The 16,618-nt window shown below is 60.1% G+C and carries 12 protein-coding genes and 1 tRNA gene; 11 read left to right on the top strand and 2 right to left on the bottom strand.

Annotated elements, in window-relative coordinates:
- Window positions 1–67 precede the first annotated feature (67 nt).
- Window positions 68–886: an exodeoxyribonuclease III gene (locus tag SFLMC1_RS00160; protein WP_152074459.1), complete on the bottom strand. Its 819-nt coding sequence runs from the start codon at window positions 884–886 to the stop codon at window positions 68–70.
- Window positions 887–999: 113 nt separating this feature from the next.
- Here SFLMC1_RS00160 and SFLMC1_RS00155 point away from each other — a divergent pair, with 113 nt between their 5' ends.
- The 3 genes from SFLMC1_RS00155 (at window position 1,000) to SFLMC1_RS00145 (ending at window position 4,276) form a co-directional block, all read left to right on the top strand.
- Window positions 1,000–1,752, top strand: a complete 753-nt coding sequence (locus SFLMC1_RS00155; RefSeq protein ID WP_152074460.1) for an NAD-dependent protein deacylase — start codon at window positions 1,000–1,002, stop codon at window positions 1,750–1,752.
- Between the two features lie 94 nt (window positions 1,753–1,846).
- A complete protein-coding gene (gene folP, locus SFLMC1_RS00150) occupies window positions 1,847–3,574 on the top strand; it encodes a dihydropteroate synthase (RefSeq protein ID WP_152074461.1) in 1,728 nt (575 codons plus the stop codon).
- Window positions 3,575–4,276 carry a hypothetical protein gene (locus SFLMC1_RS00145; RefSeq protein WP_152074462.1) on the top strand — a complete coding sequence of 234 codons (702 nt, stop codon included), beginning with the start codon at window positions 3,575–3,577 and terminating at the stop codon, window positions 4,274–4,276.
- A 283-nt stretch (window positions 4,277–4,559) separates the two neighbouring features.
- On the opposite strand, the gene SFLMC1_RS00140 is transcribed toward SFLMC1_RS00145, so the two are convergent.
- Entirely contained in the window at window positions 4,560–5,333 is a 774-nt protein-coding gene (locus SFLMC1_RS00140) for a type III pantothenate kinase (protein WP_152074463.1), read from the bottom strand.
- A gap of 197 nt (window positions 5,334–5,530) precedes the next feature.
- Between SFLMC1_RS00140 and SFLMC1_RS00135 the strand changes: the two genes are divergently transcribed.
- From SFLMC1_RS00135 to SFLMC1_RS00100, 8 genes are all read left to right on the top strand, one after another.
- Window positions 5,531–5,607 (top strand) — tRNA-Met (locus SFLMC1_RS00135).
- Between the two features lie 482 nt (window positions 5,608–6,089).
- Window positions 6,090–7,532, top strand: coding sequence for an RNA-binding domain-containing protein (locus SFLMC1_RS00130; RefSeq protein WP_152074464.1), 1,443 nt, complete (start codon window positions 6,090–6,092; stop codon window positions 7,530–7,532).
- Between the two features lie 622 nt (window positions 7,533–8,154).
- Window positions 8,155–10,185, top strand: coding sequence for a bilirubin reductase, long form (bilR, locus tag SFLMC1_RS00125; RefSeq protein WP_226814279.1), 2,031 nt, complete (start codon window positions 8,155–8,157; stop codon window positions 10,183–10,185).
- Window positions 10,186–10,645: 460 nt separating this feature from the next.
- Window positions 10,646–11,950 (top strand): ATP-binding protein, encoded by a 1,305-nt coding sequence (locus tag SFLMC1_RS00120; RefSeq protein ID WP_152074466.1) that lies wholly within the window; start codon window positions 10,646–10,648, stop codon window positions 11,948–11,950.
- Between the two features lie 261 nt (window positions 11,951–12,211).
- On the top strand, window positions 12,212–13,228 hold the full coding sequence (locus SFLMC1_RS00115) for a hypothetical protein (protein WP_152074467.1): 1,017 nt from the start codon (window positions 12,212–12,214) through the stop codon (window positions 13,226–13,228).
- A complete protein-coding gene (locus tag SFLMC1_RS00110) occupies window positions 13,225–14,022 on the top strand; it encodes a hypothetical protein (RefSeq protein WP_152074468.1) in 798 nt (265 codons plus the stop codon). The genes SFLMC1_RS00115 and SFLMC1_RS00110 overlap by 4 nt, the downstream gene beginning before the upstream one ends.
- 23 nt (window positions 14,023–14,045) lie before the next feature.
- Window positions 14,046–15,032 carry a hypothetical protein gene (locus SFLMC1_RS00105; RefSeq protein ID WP_152074469.1) on the top strand — a complete coding sequence of 329 codons (987 nt, stop codon included), beginning with the start codon at window positions 14,046–14,048 and terminating at the stop codon, window positions 15,030–15,032.
- 65 nt (window positions 15,033–15,097) lie between these two features.
- The gene (locus SFLMC1_RS00100) at window positions 15,098–16,561 is read left to right on the top strand and encodes a hypothetical protein (RefSeq protein WP_152074470.1); all 1,464 of its coding nucleotides are present in this window, start codon (window positions 15,098–15,100) and stop codon (window positions 16,559–16,561) included.
- Window positions 16,562–16,618 lie beyond the last annotated feature (57 nt).

Below are 16,618 nucleotides of genomic sequence, written 5' to 3'. Positions count from 1 at the left end.
CGCGTGGATGCCCTCGGAGAGCCAAAGCGATCCGTTTTCCTCTGCCCCCGGGGGATCATTTGGGGGGTTAGAGCTCCAGGGCGAGGGTGACGGGGCAGTGGTCGCTGCCGAAGATGTCGCCGCGGATGCCGGTGTCGCGTACGTTGCCGGCGATTGCGTCACTTATCAGGAAGTAGTCGATGCGCCAGCCTGCGTTGTTCTTGCGGGCATTAAAGCGGTAGCTCCACCAGCTGTAGACGCCCTCGACGTCTGGATTGGCCGCGCGCCAGGTGTCGGTAAAGCCGGCGTCGAGCAGCTCGGTAAACTTGCCGCGCTCCTCGTCCGAAAAGCCTGCGTTGCCGCGGTTGGACTTGGGGTTCTTAAGGTCGATCTCCTCGTGAGCCACGTTAAAGTCGCCGCAGGTTACGACGGGCTTGCCGGTTTCGCGCTCAAGCGCGCTCAAAAAGCCGCGATAGGCATCGTCCCAGGCCATGCGTACATCGATGCGCGCGAGCTCGTTTTGGGCGTTGGGCGTATAGACGTCGACAAACCAAAACTTGTCGAACTCGAGCGCGCAGACGCGGCCCTCGGTTGCGGCTTGGGCGACGAGCTCGGCCGCCTCGCCCTCGCTGGCGTAGGGCAGCAGTGCATCGGCGCGCAGCACGCGCAGCGGCTCCTTGCGGCTAAAGACCGCGGTGCCCGAGTAGCCCTTGCGCTGGGCGTAGCTCCAGGTTTGGTGATAGCCGGGCAGATCGATATCGACCTGGTCCTCCTGCAGCTTGGTCTCTTGCAGCGCCAGGATATCGACATTGAGCTCCTGTGCGATCTGGATAAAGCTCGGGTCTTTTTTGAGCACGGCGCGCAGGCCGTTGACGTTCCACGAGGCGAACGTGTAAGTCTGAGACATGGTGTCCTTTCGACGGGGTTGGCAGGCTTAAGATTAGCGCAACAGGGGCGGGGCGGAGTCCGCGAGTGATAGCGCGATCGCCGCCGTCCCGGAGACACGGGCGGAGGACATATATGACGCAGACAATATCGGACCCCAAACAGGCCTCCGCCGCGCTGGCGGAGCTGTTCGAAACCCATAGCCACGTGGTCTTCTTTGGCGGCGCGGGCGTTTCCACGGCAAGCGGCATTCCCGATTTCCGCAGCGTGGACGGTCTGTATCACCAGCGGTTTTCCTATCCGCCCGAGACTATGCTCTCGCACAGCTTTTACGAGACGCATCCGGCGGAGTTTTTCGACTTCTACCGGACCAAGATGATCGCGCTGGGCGCCAAGCCCAACCACTGCCACGCCAAGCTGGCGGAGCTGGAGCGCGCCGGCAAGCTCGACGCCGTGGTGACTCAAAACATCGATGGCCTGCATCGGGCGGCTGGTTCACGGCACGTGTTTGAGCTGCATGGCTCGGTCCACCGCAATATCTGCCAGACGTGCGGCGCGGTCTACAGCGCCGAATGGATTTGCGCGCGCGAGCACGAGGATGCCGCGGGCGTGCCCGTGTGCCCTGCGTGCGGCGGTCGCATCAAGCCCGATGTGGTCCTCTACGAAGAACCGCTCGATGAGCGTGTGCTTACCGGCGCCGTTGCTGCTATCGCCGCATCCGACGCACTCGTCGTGGGCGGAACCTCGCTCGTAGTGTATCCGGCGGCGGGTCTCACGCGTTACTTTACTGGCGATGCGCTGGCCATTTGCAATTTGGCGCCCACCGATCAGGATGCAAATGCCGACCTGCTGATTTCTTGCGACATCGCGGCCGCGTTTGCATTCTAGCCCGCGCGCGCGGATACAATAGAAAGACTGATTGCAAAGCGACCCCGCCGCCTGTGCCCGAGCGCGGCGACGTGGGCATTTTAGGAGGATGTTCATGGCGAACGACAGCAAGACATGGCGGTGCGGAAAGTACGAGCTCAGCTTTGACCGTCCGCGTATCATGGGCGTCCTCAACGTGACGCCCGATTCGTTTAGCGACGGCGGTGAGCACTTTGACCAGGATGCCGCTATCGAGTACGGCCTGGCGATGCTCGATGCCGGCGCCGACATCATCGACGTGGGCGGTGAGTCCACGCGCCCCGGCTTTACCCCGGTCAACCCCGACGAGGAGGCGCGTCGCGTGCTGCCCGTCGTGCGCGCGCTCGCCAAAGAGGGTGCCATCGTCTCGATCGATACGCGTCATGTGGCGGTTGCCAAGGCGGCGGTGCGCTGTGGTGCTTCGATTGTCAACGACGTGACGGGCTTCACCGATCCCAAGATGGTTGAGTTCGTTAAGACGAGCACCTGCGGCGTTATCGTAATGCACGCCGGCGAGGTTGCCGCACCCGCACGCACGCACGCGACGGTGCAGCTCGATACCTCGGCTGCGGCGTTTGTTGCCGAGAAGGCACGCGAAGCGGCTGTCGAGGCCGCGCGCGAGGCCGAGAAGCCGGCCCGTCGCCGTCGCGGCAAGTTGCTGGGCGAGCCCAAGGTTGAAGCCAAGCTTCCGGGCGGTGTGGTGCAGCCCTCGCTGCCGCTTGGCGAATCGGAGCCCGCGCCCGAGTCCGAGCCAGAGACGCCGGCTGCCGAGCAGGCTGCCCCTGCCGCCGCTGCGCCCGAGACCGTGCCCGCAGCTACCGAAGCCGCACCAGAGCCCAGCGACCACCTGGCCGCCATGATGCGCCGCAGTGCCCGCCGTGAGGAAGCCTATGTGCCCACTTCGCAGCTCCGCCGCTTTACCCTGCCCGATTCTGCGCCCATCATGCGCCGCGTCATGGGCTTTCTGTCCGACCAGGCCCGCACGCTCATCCATGCCGGCGTGTCGCGCGACCGTATCTGCATCGATCCCGGCCCGGGCTTTGGCAAGACGGCCAACGAAGACATCGTCATCCAGCGCGAGACCGCCAAGATGGCGTCGCTGGGCTATCCGCTCATGTGCGCCGTGTCGCGCAAGCGCTTTGTGGGTGCCGTCTCGGGCGTGACCCAGGCCGCCGCGCGCGATGCCGCCACGTTTGGTGTGTGCCTGGGCGCCATCCAGGCCGGCGCCAACATCGTGCGCGTGCACGACGTCGCTGGCTTTGCGCAGTTCCTGAACGGTTACTGGGCTGTCGCCGAGCCGCAACCGCGTCGTGCGTTTGTGGCCGTGGGTTCCAACCTGGGGCATCGTTGCGACAACATCCGCGCCGCGCGCAACATGATTGCCGAGATTCCGCTCACCTGTGTGTCCAACTGTTCGCGCATCTACGAGAGCGAGCCGGCTTACGAGACACGCCAGGACACGTTTGCCAACGCCATCATCGAGATCAAGACCGAGCTGGCTCCGCTGGTGCTGCTTGACGAGCTCATGAAGATTGAGGCCGAGCTGGGCCGTGACCGCTCCAAAAAGGCCAAGGCAAACGGCCCGCGCACCATCGACTTGGACCTGCTGTGGATGGACGGCGAGACCCACGGCGGCAAGAAGCTGCGCCTGCCGCATCCGCTGATCGGCGAGCGAGACTTTGTGCTGGTGCCGCTCGAGGATCTGATGCACGACCCGGCGCGGTTCTTCCGCTACAACGGCGTCGAGGTCAAGGAGCCCGAGGATCGCGTGGGCCATATCGTTGGCGAATTGGGGCGTATGTAGATGATCGAGATGAATGCTGTTGCCGCCGGTGCCGAGCTCGACGCGGCGCGTGACGCGGGCCGCGAGGGCATGTCCGCGGGCTGGTGCGCGTGGAGCGCGGGCGACGCTTCGCTGACGTTTTCGCTGGTTGTGCGTCCGGATGTGAATATGCACGCCTTCCACGGCCTGCCGTTTGTGGCCGCAATGGGCATGATGGACGCGTTTGCGGGCACGGCCGCAACGCCGGGTCTGGGGCTTGCCGGCAAAGTGGGCATCCAATGGCCGAGTGACATCGTGTGCGGCGCGCCTGCGTTTGAGACGTCGCTCGCGCGCGTCGCCGTCAACGGCGGTGTCGGTGCCGCGGGCATGTTTGCCGCGGTGACGGTGGATGTTGAGCGTGCGGCGCTGGGCGAGCTCGGCGTGGACGTGGCTGACGCAGCGCTGGTCGAGGCACTGGCCGCGGCGGTGCTCGCTCGCGTTGACGCCTGGGCGGTTGCCGCCAACACACCACAGGGCGCTGCCGGCCCGCTGGCCCCGGTGCTGGGTGAGTACTTCGACATGGTGCCGCTGCTGGGCCGTCAGGTCGCGGCGGTGTCGCCCAGCGGCCTGCCGCTTGCGGTCGGCGTGTTTGCGGGCCTGGACATCTGGGGCCGCGCGACCATTAAGACCGACGCTGGCGAGCAGGAGTTTCCGCCCGAGGCTGTGCGGATTCGCGGGCTGTAACGAGAGATGTCCGCGCTCAAAGATGACGATGACAACAGAAGCTCTCCTCGGATTGCTCCGGGGAGGGCTTTCGTGTGACTGCGGGGCGACATCTTAATTCTATTCCTCAAAATTGAATATTTTTCATTTTTGAGGAATAGGAAACATGCACGATATCGCTGTGCTGGGCGTATTCGAGGAATCTCTATTCCTCATAATTGAAAATATTTCAGTTTTGAGGAATAGGCTTGGCGAACGTTTTCGGGGGCTGTGGCATCGGGCGTGCTCGACTTAAGCCCCTGCTCTATCCCAGTTCCTGCATGCGGCGGTAGATTTCGCAGATGCCTTTGATGGTGAGCTGTCCGTCGACCACGTCGAAGGCGTCGGTCGAATCGGCGACGATGCTAGCGAGGCCGCCCGTGGCGATAACGGTGGCGTCCTCGCGCCCCAGCTCGCGCTTCATGCGCGCGACCAAGCCCTCGGCCATGGCGGCGGCGCCCACCACGGCGCCGACCTTGATGCACTCCTCGGTATCGCGGCCGATGGCGTGCTCGGGCGCCTCGAGCGGCACGCTGGCGAGCTTGGCGGCACGGGCGGCAAGCGCGTCCATGGAGATGCGGATGCCCGGTGCGATCGCTCCGCCAATGTAATAGCCGTCCTCGTCGATGACATCGATATTGGTTGCGGTGCCAAAGTCCACCACGATCGCCGGCGCGCCGTAGAAGGTCTCAGCCGCGACGGCGTTGGCGATGCGGTCGGCACCAACGGCCTGGGGGCGCGCTGCGCGCAGTTTGGTCACCGCGGCCGTCTGTGGCCCGATGACGATGGCGTCCGCGGCAATGCGGTCGGCCACGGCGTGCCATTCGCGCGAGAGCTGCGGCACCACGCCGGCAAAGGCGATCGCGTCGACCGCGCCGAGCGAGAGGTCGTACATCTTAAAGAAGCCCATCAGCCGCACGTGGATCTCGTCGGCGGTATAGGAGCGGTCGGTGGGCATACGCCACGACTGCACCAGCTCGTTTCCGTCAAACAGGCCCATGGCCGTCTGCGTGTTTCCCATATCGATAGCGAGCAGCATGTCTACTCCCGGTGTTGGCATAAAAGGACGCGCACCATTGTATACGCGCCGTCGACGGCGCTCGGCTGTGATCCGTTGACGGTGATACTGGCTGAGGGGTTTTAAATATGAAGGAATTATGCTCTACGAGATTTTCCTTGCCGTTTACCGAACTCCCGCTTAATATTCTTTCTTGCGCACATGAGGCGCCCAGACATTGCGGGGTGGAGCAGTCTGGTAGCTCGCCGGGCTCATAACCCGGAGGTCGTAGGTTCAAATCCTGCCCCCGCGACCAAGAACTTGCAGCTCGTCGGCCTAGCCGGCGAGCTTTTTTGTTATCTGACGACCATGTTTTCGGCACGGTTTTCAACCTCTCAAACAAAATCTCGATCTGTAACGCGTAGACCCGATTTGGACGGTTAGATGTTACAGATCGAGATTTTCCGGCAGCCGGCCCTCGTTTGTCTAAATCTGTAACACGAGGGACGGATTTTGCCGAGTAGCTGTTACAGGTTGAGATTTTGTTGTTGCTCTCCTTTATGAGTGAATCTTGACTCTTTTTATTATGTGAGGCGGACGGGCTATCGATAATCACGGGCCGGATGGATTGACTTGTCGATTGATAGACTCCAATTGGAAGGAGCTGCGACGACCCTTAACGATCCTTAACTAGAAACAGTGACGTCTTAAAAACAATAAAGGGGGCCGCTATGTAGGGGCCGTCTATACGATGCCTTTGACTTACACTTCTTTATGGAGCCATGTAAGGAGGCGGCAATGCAGCAACCCATCGCGACAAACGATGTGATTCTTTTTTCCACCCTCAGGGAGAATCAATATTTCGATCGAAAGAGCGCCCGCAAGGATGACAAGGAGATTGCGAAGCATATTAGTGCATTCGCCAACTCGGCGGGAGGCAAGCTCGTTATCGGTATCGAGGATAATGGTGAGGTAACGGGCTTCAAGCGTAACGGCGCGCGCGACATTGAGAAATTCGAGCGCGCTGCGCTCACGACTTGCACGCCAACCCCTATTGTCCGCAAAGACCGAATCCCCGTGGTCAATTCTTCGGGCGAGGAGGACTTCGTTCTCGTTTTGGACATCGATGCCTCGACCAACCACTCTGTTGCTCGCGTGAGCGACGGCGAGGTTTTCTTGCGGCAGGACGACAAGAGCGTGAGGCTCAGCCGCGAACAGGTATTTGCCCTCGAGTACGATAAGGGGCAGAGAATCTTCGAGGACGAGCTTGTTGAGGATTCCTCCCTAGATGACGTGGACCATGAAGTGCTTGATCGCTACAAAGGGATTCTTGGAACCGAAGTTTCCGACGAGCAGGTCCTTAGAAGTCGTCGTTTTATGCGTGACGAAAAGCTGACCGTTGCTGGAGCCCTGCTATTCGCGCTGGATCCGTCCGCGATGATGCCACAGGCGCGAGTCCGTGTCCTGCGCTACGACGGCGTCAAAATGGAGACGGGCGAGCGTCTCAACATCACGAAAGAACGAAGCTTCTGTGGGCCGCTGCCTAAGGTGATCCAAGACGCCTACGAACTCACCTCGAGCATGCTCCGCGAATTTCAGTTCCTGGGGCCCGACGGGAAATTCCAGACCGTGCCTGAGTATCCTGAGTTCGCCTGGTTCGAGGGCTTGGTCAACGCGGTGACACATCGCGACTACTCGTTCCGCGGCGACTACATCCGGGTCTCGATGTTCGACGACCGTTTGGAAATCATCAGTCCAGGCGCGCTTCCCAATATCGTGACGCTCGACAACATGAGGACCACTCGTTACTCGCGCAACCCACGCATCGCGCGCACGCTGGTTGAATTTGGTTGGGTTCGGGAGCTAAACGAGGGCGTCAAGCGCATTTATACCGAGATGCAAAACTCTCTGCTCAATGATCCGGTCTACACGGAACCTGATGGGGCAAGGGTTCAGCTAACGCTTGAGAACAATATCGTTGCCAGAACCGTAAGGAGAAGCGAGGCTCTCGAGGACAAGGTATCACCGGAGGTGATCGCCTCATTGGGGGAGTATGAGCTCGCCGCCATCAGGTTGGCCTTTGCGAACGGAAGGGTGACAGCAAGGGAGCTTGCAGCGCACATCGGGAGAAATCGCCGCACAGCAAGCCGGGTGCTTGGTAAGTTAATTGAGGAAGACGGGCTGCTCGAATGGCACGGCTCATCCCATAACGACCCAAAACAGTTCTACACGATAAGGTAAGGTGGTCGATCTATTTCGCACCTCTGTCGCAGTAATGTCGCACCTCTGTCGCAGTGGCTTCGATGACGCGTGGATATAGTCCCTCGGCAAATCTCAAACAAAATCTCAATCTGTAACGGGTAGGGGTCAAAAGCGGGCCTAGATGTTACGGATTGAGATTGTTGAGGATGGGCTGAGGGGAATGTCTTGATCTGTAACACGTGGGGCCGTTTTTGGCCGATAGATGTTACAGAACGAGATTTTTCGGCAGCCGGGCTCCGTTTATCTGAATCTGTGACACGAGGGACGGATTTTGCCGGGTAGCTGTTACAGATTTAGATGTTCTAGCAGGCGGGTTTGGTTTGTCTCGATCTGTAACAAGTAGGGGTCAAAAGTGGGCCTAGATGTTACAGATTGAGATTTTCCGCCGGGACGGTTTTGGTTTGTCTCGATCTGTAACAGTAAGACCCGGTTTTGCTGAGTAACTGTTACAGATCGAGACAAACCGACGGGCTGCCCCGCCCCATCTACCTGCCGTTACCTGCTATCCGCCGATTTCCGTTGTGCTGCTGTACTCCCATGCCATATCCTCTAGACAACTACGCGGCACCATCGCCGCCGCGCCTACAAGAGAGGAATGTCCATGACCGCACCTGCATCCAAGCTGCTCCAGCCCATTACGGTTGGCCCCCTTGAGCTTAAGAACCGCATTATGTTCCCGCCGCTGACCACTGGCTACGAGGAGCGCGACGGTTCCATCGGCGAGCGCAGCCTGGCCTTTTACGAGCGCCTGGCCCGTGGCGGCGTGAGCTACATCGTCATCGGCGACGTCGCTCCCGTCATGACCGCAAGCCCCACGCCCAAGCTGGCAGCCGACGCCCAGATCCCCACGTTTAAGGCGCTGGCCGACGCCGTCCACAAGCACGGGGCCAAGGTTGCGCTGCAGCTGTTCCACCCCGAGTACGACGTGCCCGGGGTCGGCCGCATGGTCATGGGTTCCATGGCTGCCGCCAAGGCCGCGCAGGAGGCCAAGGCCGCCGGCGACGAGGAGACCTTTGCCGCCAAGATGGCCGAGTCCAGCGAGATCCGCAAGCAGGCCTACGCCAAGCTGCACCACGATATGCAGCACTTTGTGAACGAGGCGAGTGTGGAGCAGCTCACCCAGATCAAGGAGGCCATCGCTGCCTCGGCTGCCCGCGCGCAGCAGGCCGGCATCGACGCCATCGAGGTCCACGGCGATCGTCTGGTGGGTTCGCTGTGCTCGGCCATCCTCAACCAGCGCACCGACGAGTACGGCGGCTCGTTCGAGAACCGCGCCCGCTACGCGCTGGAGGTCGTCGCCGCCATTAAGAAAGCCGCACCGCAGTTGATGGTGGAGTACAAGCTCCCCGTGATTATGGAGAACCCCGACGGCACGCCGCGCGGCAAGGGCGGCCTGCTGCCCGATGAGGCCTGCGAGTTTGCCAAGCTGCTCGAGGGCGCGGGCATCGATATGATCCAGGTCGCGCAGGCAAACCACACCGGCAACATGGGCGACACCATTCCGCCCATGGGCGCCATGCCCTACAACTGGACGCTGCCTGTTGCCGAGCGCGTCAAGGCCCTGGTCTCCGTGCCGGTGGCAACCGTCGGCCGCGTGGTTTCGGTCGAGGCCGGCGAGAAGATTCTGGAAGACGGCGCGGCCGACATCATCGCCTATGGCCGCTCGCTCATGTGCGACCCCGACATTGCGCTGAAGGCCGCCACGGGTGAGCCCATCCGCGAATGCCTCAACTGCAACAAGGGCTGCGTCGACGCGATTCAAAACCGCAAGTACATCTCGTGCGTGCTCAATGCCGAGAACGGCGACGAGGCGACCATCGCCATCAAGCCGGGCGAGGGCGACAAGAAGATCGCCGTGGTGGGCGGCGGTATTGCCGGCCTGGAGGCCGCGCGCGTGGCGGCCAAGCGCGGCTACGATGTGACCGTCTACGAGGCGAGCGATCATCTGGGCGGCCAGATTGTGCTGGCGGCCGCGCCTCCGCGCAAGGACGAGATCATGCGCTCGGTCGAGTACTACGAGAAGATTCTGCCTGGCCTGGGCGTGAAGGTTGAGCTCAACTATGCCGCTGCCGCTGAGGACCTCAACGCCGCCGACGCCGCGATTGTGGCCGTGGGCGCGCACGACGTGGTCATCCCCGTTCCGGGTGCCGACTCGGAGAAGGTCGTCTCGAGCTGGGACGTGCTGGCCGGCAAGGTGGAGCTCAGCGGCCGCGTCGCCGTCATTGGCGGTGGCCTGGTGGGCACCGAGACTGCCGAGTATCTGCTGCAGCACGGCTGCGAGGTGGCGATCGTCGAGATGCTCGACAAGATTGCCGCGGGCGAGTCCGAGACCATTCTGCCGCTGATTATGAGCGACTTTGCCGGGCACAACGTGGAGCAGCACGTGAGGACCCGCCTGACCGCCATTACCGACGAGGGCGTGGAGGCCATTCGCACCACCGAGGACGGCGCCGAGGAGCCGGTGAAGATCGCCTGCGATTACGTGGTGATGGCCGTGGGTTCCAAGGCCAATGCGTTTGACCTGGACGGCGTGACGGTGCCCGTGACCTGCGTGGGCGACTGCTCGGGCGAGCGCACCGCCGACATTGCGAGCGCCATTCGCACGGCATATCACGCGGCCAACGAGCTGTAGTTGAACATCGCGGCCAGGCGGGGGGCGGTAGCACGGATCCGCCTGGGCCGACTGCATCCCGTCGGGTGTCAACCGGGGCGGGGCCTGCAAGCGCAGCAGGTCCCGCCCCGGTTTTGTGCGAGGAGGCAGGCGAGCTTAAACGCGCCCTTAACCTCATCTTCACCTCAAATGAAGCAAAGATGAGGTTAAGATGAGGCAAAGTTTGAATGGACGTACGAACCGTTGCGCGAACAATGCGCGCACGGTTGAGTGGGCAGGGAGTGCCGTATCGGTGCTCCCCGCCCTTTTGCCAATAAGAGCGCCCCTGACCAGCGGGTTCAGAAAATCCGAATCTTTAGAACATGAAAATCCGAATTATATGAACATGAAAATTCGAATCGCAACCACCCAAAAATCCGAATTTGCTACAGTGGAATAGAAGGATCAGAAAGCAGGACCTGGAAATCTGCGGGGGTGGCTCATGGCGGGCGAGAGGCTACATCGGGACGGATACATCCCACGTATCGTGGATTCGCAAATCGAACGCTACCTTCGTGTCTTTGGCGCGGTCGAGATTGCAGGCACCAAGTGGTGTGGCAAGACGTGGGCCGCGCTTGAGCACGGGGCGTCCGTCTCGTATGTCGACGAGAATCTCGACCTCGCGCGTGCCGACCCGGCGATGATGTTGCTGGGAGACCGTCCACATATTATCGATGAGTGGCAGCGCGTTCCCCAGATTTGGGACTACGTTAGACATGAGGTCGACCGTGCCCGGACTACGCGCGGCGCCTATATCCTCACGGGTTCTGCCACGCCTGCGTTTGGCTCAAAGGCGGAGGCGCCCGCGCATAGTGGAGCCGGCCGCATCGGCCGCGTCCGCATGCACCCCATGACGCTTGCCGAGACAGGTGAGTCCAACGGCAAGGTGAGCCTGGCGGGCTTGTTTGAGCATCGTTTTGAGCCCTGCCGGTGCGATGGCGATACGCCGGGGCTTGTCGAAGCCGCTTGCCGCGGCGGCTGGCCCGAGGCGATCGATATGGTTTCGGCTGACGCCCAGCTCATCGCCCGCGAATATCTCAACACTACGTTTTCGAGCAGCTTCCCGGCGGTTGGTCTCGACCCCGATATTGCTCGTCGAGTCTCCGCATCGATCGCGCGCAATCTGGGACAGGCGACCACGTATAAAACGATTCTTATGGATATGTTCGGTGCCGAGGAGGAACCCGCAGCGTTTGCCGACGAGACCAAGGTGCGCAGGTACCTGGATGCCCTCAAAGGCATGTTCATTCTCGAGGAGGTCCCCGGTTGGGTTCCCGCCGCGCGCGACAAACGACGCTTTACCGTCAAACCCAAGCGCTATCTGGCAGATCCGAGCCTTGCCTGCGCCTTGCTGGGTATGTCCTTGCAGGCGCTGCTTGCCGACTGGCAGACATTTGGTCTGGTGTTTGAGAATTTGGTCATACGCGACCTTTCGGTCTACGCACGGTCGCTCGACCTGCTGGATAGTACGCCCGTGCGCTATTATCGCGACGATTCGGGCCTTGAATGCGATGCCATCGTGCAACTAGCCGATGGACGGTGGGCCGCCTTTGAGATTAAGGTGAGCGAAGATAAGGCGAGCGCCGGCGTCGAGAGCCTCAAGCGCGTTCGCAAGAAGGTCTGTGGAAATCCTCGTTCACGCACACGCGAACCGGAGTTTATGGCCGTGATTGTGGGGGTGGGTGAGTACGCCCGCGAGGTCGAGGACGGTATCTACGTGATACCCGTGCGCGCGTTGGGGTGTTAAGGGGACGGTGCGTCGTGCGTCCGCTGCCCGGTGCTACAGATTGGTGCAAGGGGGTCAGGTTACTTTACACCAAGGGCTCGACTTTTAAGACACCATTAAGGCTTGCGTTATGGAACGAACCGCAGGTCAATGCTATTCTTTTACCTTATCGTACGGTGTTGTATTCTGCCTGAATTCTCTACCTGCGAGCAATGGATTGAGCACGACCAAGCCGAAAGGATGGCACGCCTGCAAGCAGGGCAAACGTAAGCAATGAGTGGCATGGACCGACATAGCGAGCTCCAGCGGCACAAGACAGCGGCCGAGTACCGTCAAGCTGCCGACGAGCACGTGCGGACCCTCAAGGATTTCTGGAAGGATTTCCTAGTGAGTGGTCTGTTTGTGCTGGCCGCCATCGTCGCTATCTTTGCGTGCCTGGCCTGGTTTGCCGCGAACAATCGGGTGAGCGCCACGGGGAGTACGATCGGGGCGAAGGCGGATCGGTACACCCTAACTGCCGCGGGCGAGGGCAAACCTGACGCGCACGTGGGCTATTACGAGCGCACGGCCGAGGAAAAGCATGCTATCGCCGGCCTGGATACGGCCGATGGCATGACCGTGACGCTCGGCTCCAACCTGAACAACGAGACTGCGGGCTCTCTGTACCCGGGTGCTCGCGGCAAGATTACGTTTACGGTGACGCCGCACACGGATAACCTCGGCGATATCACGATCAACCTGTCCCGCATACTTAAGGCCAAGGGCAATATCTATGAGGAAGCTGATGGCAATCTGTCGGATGATGCGAGTACGCTGCTCAGCCTGGTAAAAGGCCACTTGCTGTTCTTTACGAGCTGCAAGAACGGCTATTACTCGGACCGCGTGGTTGATAGCAAGATCGAGATTCACAAGAGCGAATTTTGCGAAAACGGCGATGTGACCAAGCCAACGAACAAGTCCGTCACTATCAATCTGTACTGGGTATGGCCGGAGTACTTCCAAAACTTTGTCCTTACGGGCAACACGAATTACTACAAGAATCTGTTTGCGGCGCCGACGGACGGCAAGAATCCTGACTACGTCGCCCTGCAAGCGGATATGAACAAGAACAAAGTGAACTACTTCTTCGGCGCAGCAGGTGGCAAGGAGGCCGCCAGCGCTCCTACGGTTTCGACCAGCATGACCTCCAGCGATACCGCCATCTGCTCGGCGCTGTACAACAATGCGGACGAGCAGATTGGCGATAAGGTCAAATACATCCAACTTAGAATGAGCGCTCAGGAGGGCGTAAGCTCATGAGTACCATGCAAACGCGCCTCGACGACGCCCACAAATGGATAGAAAGCCATCGCGCACAAGCCCTTGCGGTCTTGGTGCTCTTGGCGGCAATCGTTCTCATCGTCGGTCTGTCACTTTCGTGGTTTGTGGGAAGCAAAAGCCTGTCTACGGTGGGAAAAATTCAAACACCGGCACAGCTTAAGGTGCTGGGTCCCAACCAGACGACCATTGAGCCCATCGAGATTTCGTATGACGAGTCGCGAGGCGATGCAAAGAACGCTGACGGCACGGTGACCGTCCGACGCGCGTTTTGCGTGCAGAGCGACAATGACGATGACCCCGGCGCTGGCCAGGCGTTTGAGCTGCAGGTTGCCAATACCACGAATATCACGGGGCTGACAATCAACGTATACCGCGTGAAGGTCAACGACCCGTCGGCCCCGAGGGGCGATGTGGTCGGCCTCGACGGGCTCAACCGCACCTACTCATGGAGTAAGAAGGGCACCCCGATTGCGTTTACTTTTATTAACTCCGCGGACGGGACAGGCGCGTTGGCTAAAGAGCTTGAGGCAAATGATCCAACGTACGGTACTTATAAAAGTGTCCAGAAAAACGCTCGCCCGCTCTATCGATATCACACATTCCAAAAAGCCGATCTGGACGGTTGGAATGGTACGAAAGCCAACGCCGCCACGAACTTCATCATCGAGTGTACGTGGAATCCAGGCGTTGTGACCACAGGTAGTACCAAGGTTTCAAATGTCAAAGAGACCGACATGGTGTACCTAATCGCTCGCGGCACGAACGCCAACTAATAGCAGGAAGGGAGGGGCACCAGATGAGCAAAGACAAGAACGAGCAAAATGAAATCGCAAGGCCTGTTGGCAAACACTTTGCGCAGGTTGATGATTCTAAGGCGAAGTCTTGCTTGGTGGAGTCGGCGCCCCCTGTTACCAAAGTGCGCAAGCGTCTGTGGGCGGTTGCGGTGCTGCTGTGCGCTATCGCGATTGCGACGGGTACTTACCTTACCTACACGGCCTTTTTGGCGGGCGACTTCCTTAAGTCGGTTGCTGTTTCGGGCACGTCGCAGGCGCTGTTTGCCTCGGACATGCTTGCGGGTTACACAAACGAGAGCCTGGATGACGGGGAGATTGCCGTCCGAAGCGTCGTCGTCGACACCGATACGGGTAAGAAAACCTGCTCCTTTACCTTCCGCATTTACAACCATCTGTTGGGCGACAAGAACAAGGTTAATGACAAGGATGTCAATGCGACACTGAGCGTGAGGGCGACGGGCACGACGGGTACTTGGAGTGTTAACGGTACACCCGCGCTGACGACGAGCGGCCCGGTCGATCTTTCCTTCCCTGCCAACAAGGCAACCATGTATACCTATACGGTTACGTTTGACAAAGATGACCTCAACACAGCGTCCTTCACGGTCAAGGCCAAGGTCGGCCCCGACAGCCCCGGAACCAACCTTAAATGGCTCGCGGCCAAGATTGCGCCTGCCGAGCGCGCGGAGGTAACGGCCTCGGGCGTTTCGGGCGAGTGTGTCGATAAAGGCAAGAACATTGGCAGCTTTGACGCCTACAACTATCGCGTGACCGTTACAGGTTCCCCAACAAAAGTCAAGCTTATATGGGGCGATAAGGTTGAGCTTGACCCGTTTTTTGTGATGAATCATTCCGGCGCGACCGAAAATAAAAGTGACAGGTCGGTCACGTTCACCATGAATCCCGGGTCGGAGATTATTACCTTCTACCGTGCGAAGGATGCACCCGGCAACTGGGGCGACATCGTTGTAGAGTGCAAGGCCGCGTAGAACAAGCCGCAAGCATAGATTTTGAGACCCCGCACGGGCCATGAGATAGAACGAGGTAGGATCAGATGAGAACGGCAAAGCGCATAACAACCGCATGCCTGACTGCAATCATGATTTTCCAGGCGCTCGCGCCCTCCACAGAGGTGTTCGCGCAAGAGCTCGACGCCGTTATGGAGGCGTCTGTCTCCGCCGCGCGTGCCGCGGGCAAGACGGCGCGCTCCGTACAGGATGCCGTGGCCACCGCGCTGCAAGATGCCGACCAGGCTACCTCTGATGACACCGCGGCGACCCCGGGCGCCGATACGGGCACTACCGAGGACGGCAACGGCTCAACCAACGCCGGCGAGTCGCAGGATTCCACGACCGATGGAGCCGGCGGTGGCGCTGCCTCAACGGAAGGCGACGCATCCCAAGACGATGCAACTGCCGATGACGGTACCACCGACGAAGAGCAGATGAATGACGCGGACGCAGATGCCGCTGCACAGGCAAACACCACGTATGAGTACAGCACGGTTGATAAGCTGAAAGACGCTATTGGTGATGCCAATGTTACTGTCGAAGGCGATAAGGTAACCAAAGTCACCATTGGAACCAGCGAGGATCTGATTAAGCTCTCCAACGTCGATCCCGCCATTTACCAGGATGCGGCTCTCACGAAGGGCGGCGCGACGGGATCGGGCCTCAATCTATGTAACACGGTGACGGCGGCTGACGGTAAGGCCCTTTCCTTCTTGGGCCTTGGTGCCCAGAACACGCCTTTTAAGGGGAGCTTTGACTTGGGGACCTCTCCTATCGTTTTAAATAGGCCCCTGTTTAATAATGTTGAGCTGTCCACGGATATGACGCTTGCGCTCACTTGGGAGGGTACGACCAGCGATCCCGTTGTTGCGACGACGATTAACGGCGGGCACCATAAGCTGGCAGTTGACATCACTGCGGCCACCCTGTCTTCGCCGCTTTTGGGTTCCGTGTCGGGAGAACTCAGACTCGACGTGAACTATGCGGCGAAAGGCAACGAGACCCTTGCCATTAATATCCAATCTAAAACCGATAATGCTGGCCTGCTTGTGAATACTCTTGCAGATGCTGCGTCTCTTTCCGTTGAGAAGCTAGCGCTTCCGGGCACTTACAGTGGGGACCCGACTATCCAGACGACCAAGGACGGTACAAGCGCTGGCGGACTTATCGGCGTCTGCGGCAACGGCGCGACCGTGGCCATTAACGGCAATATTGACCTCTCTGCTTTTAGCGTCAAAGGCAGGGCTGCTAGCGGCGGTCTTATCGGTAAGGCAGCCCACCTCACGCTCGCCATTGCTGCTGACGTAACAATTAAACCGGCGCGCGGCGTTGGCGATGAGGGCAGCGCTTGTTCTGGCGGCATCATCGGCGACGTGAGCTTTGCGCGGGGATTTACCGTTAAGCCCAACATGTTCGACTTAGGCGACCTTGTGACGCTTGGTGCGTCTCAGCGCGCCGGCGCCCTCTTTGGCGTGGCGGATATTTCTACTGGCGACATCGTGGTGTAGGGCGGAACGTATAAGAGCAAGCTCGCCTCAGGAAAAGGTGGCGGTGTTAGCGGCAGC

The organism is Collinsella aerofaciens, from assembly GCF_901212495.1.
Classification (GTDB): Bacteria; Actinomycetota; Coriobacteriia; order Coriobacteriales; family Coriobacteriaceae; genus Collinsella; species Collinsella aerofaciens_H.
Note: the sequence above shows the minus strand (reverse complement) of the source record. Positions and strands in the feature narration are given on the sequence as shown.

What these genes read in the sequence shown, in the direction of transcription:
- SFLMC1_RS00160 (WP_152074459.1), bottom strand. Translation starts at nt 886, where the DNA reads ATGTCTCAGACTTACACGTTCGCCTCGTGGAACGTCAACGGCCTGCGC.
- SFLMC1_RS00155 (WP_152074460.1), top strand. Translation starts at nt 1,000, where the DNA reads ATGACGCAGACAATATCGGACCCCAAACAGGCCTCCGCCGCGCTGGCG.
- folP (WP_152074461.1), top strand. Translation starts at nt 1,847, where the DNA reads ATGGCGAACGACAGCAAGACATGGCGGTGCGGAAAGTACGAGCTCAGC.
- SFLMC1_RS00145 (WP_152074462.1), top strand. Translation starts at nt 3,575, where the DNA reads ATGATCGAGATGAATGCTGTTGCCGCCGGTGCCGAGCTCGACGCGGCG.
- SFLMC1_RS00140 (WP_152074463.1), bottom strand. Translation starts at nt 5,333, where the DNA reads ATGCTGCTCGCTATCGATATGGGAAACACGCAGACGGCCATGGGCCTG.
- SFLMC1_RS00130 (WP_152074464.1), top strand. Translation starts at nt 6,090, where the DNA reads ATGCAGCAACCCATCGCGACAAACGATGTGATTCTTTTTTCCACCCTC.
- bilR (WP_226814279.1), top strand. Translation starts at nt 8,155, where the DNA reads ATGACCGCACCTGCATCCAAGCTGCTCCAGCCCATTACGGTTGGCCCC.
- SFLMC1_RS00120 (WP_152074466.1), top strand. Translation starts at nt 10,646, where the DNA reads ATGGCGGGCGAGAGGCTACATCGGGACGGATACATCCCACGTATCGTG.
- SFLMC1_RS00115 (WP_152074467.1), top strand. Translation starts at nt 12,212, where the DNA reads ATGGACCGACATAGCGAGCTCCAGCGGCACAAGACAGCGGCCGAGTAC.
- SFLMC1_RS00110 (WP_152074468.1), top strand. Translation starts at nt 13,225, where the DNA reads ATGAGTACCATGCAAACGCGCCTCGACGACGCCCACAAATGGATAGAA.
- SFLMC1_RS00105 (WP_152074469.1), top strand. Translation starts at nt 14,046, where the DNA reads ATGAGCAAAGACAAGAACGAGCAAAATGAAATCGCAAGGCCTGTTGGC.
- SFLMC1_RS00100 (WP_152074470.1), top strand. Translation starts at nt 15,098, where the DNA reads ATGAGAACGGCAAAGCGCATAACAACCGCATGCCTGACTGCAATCATG.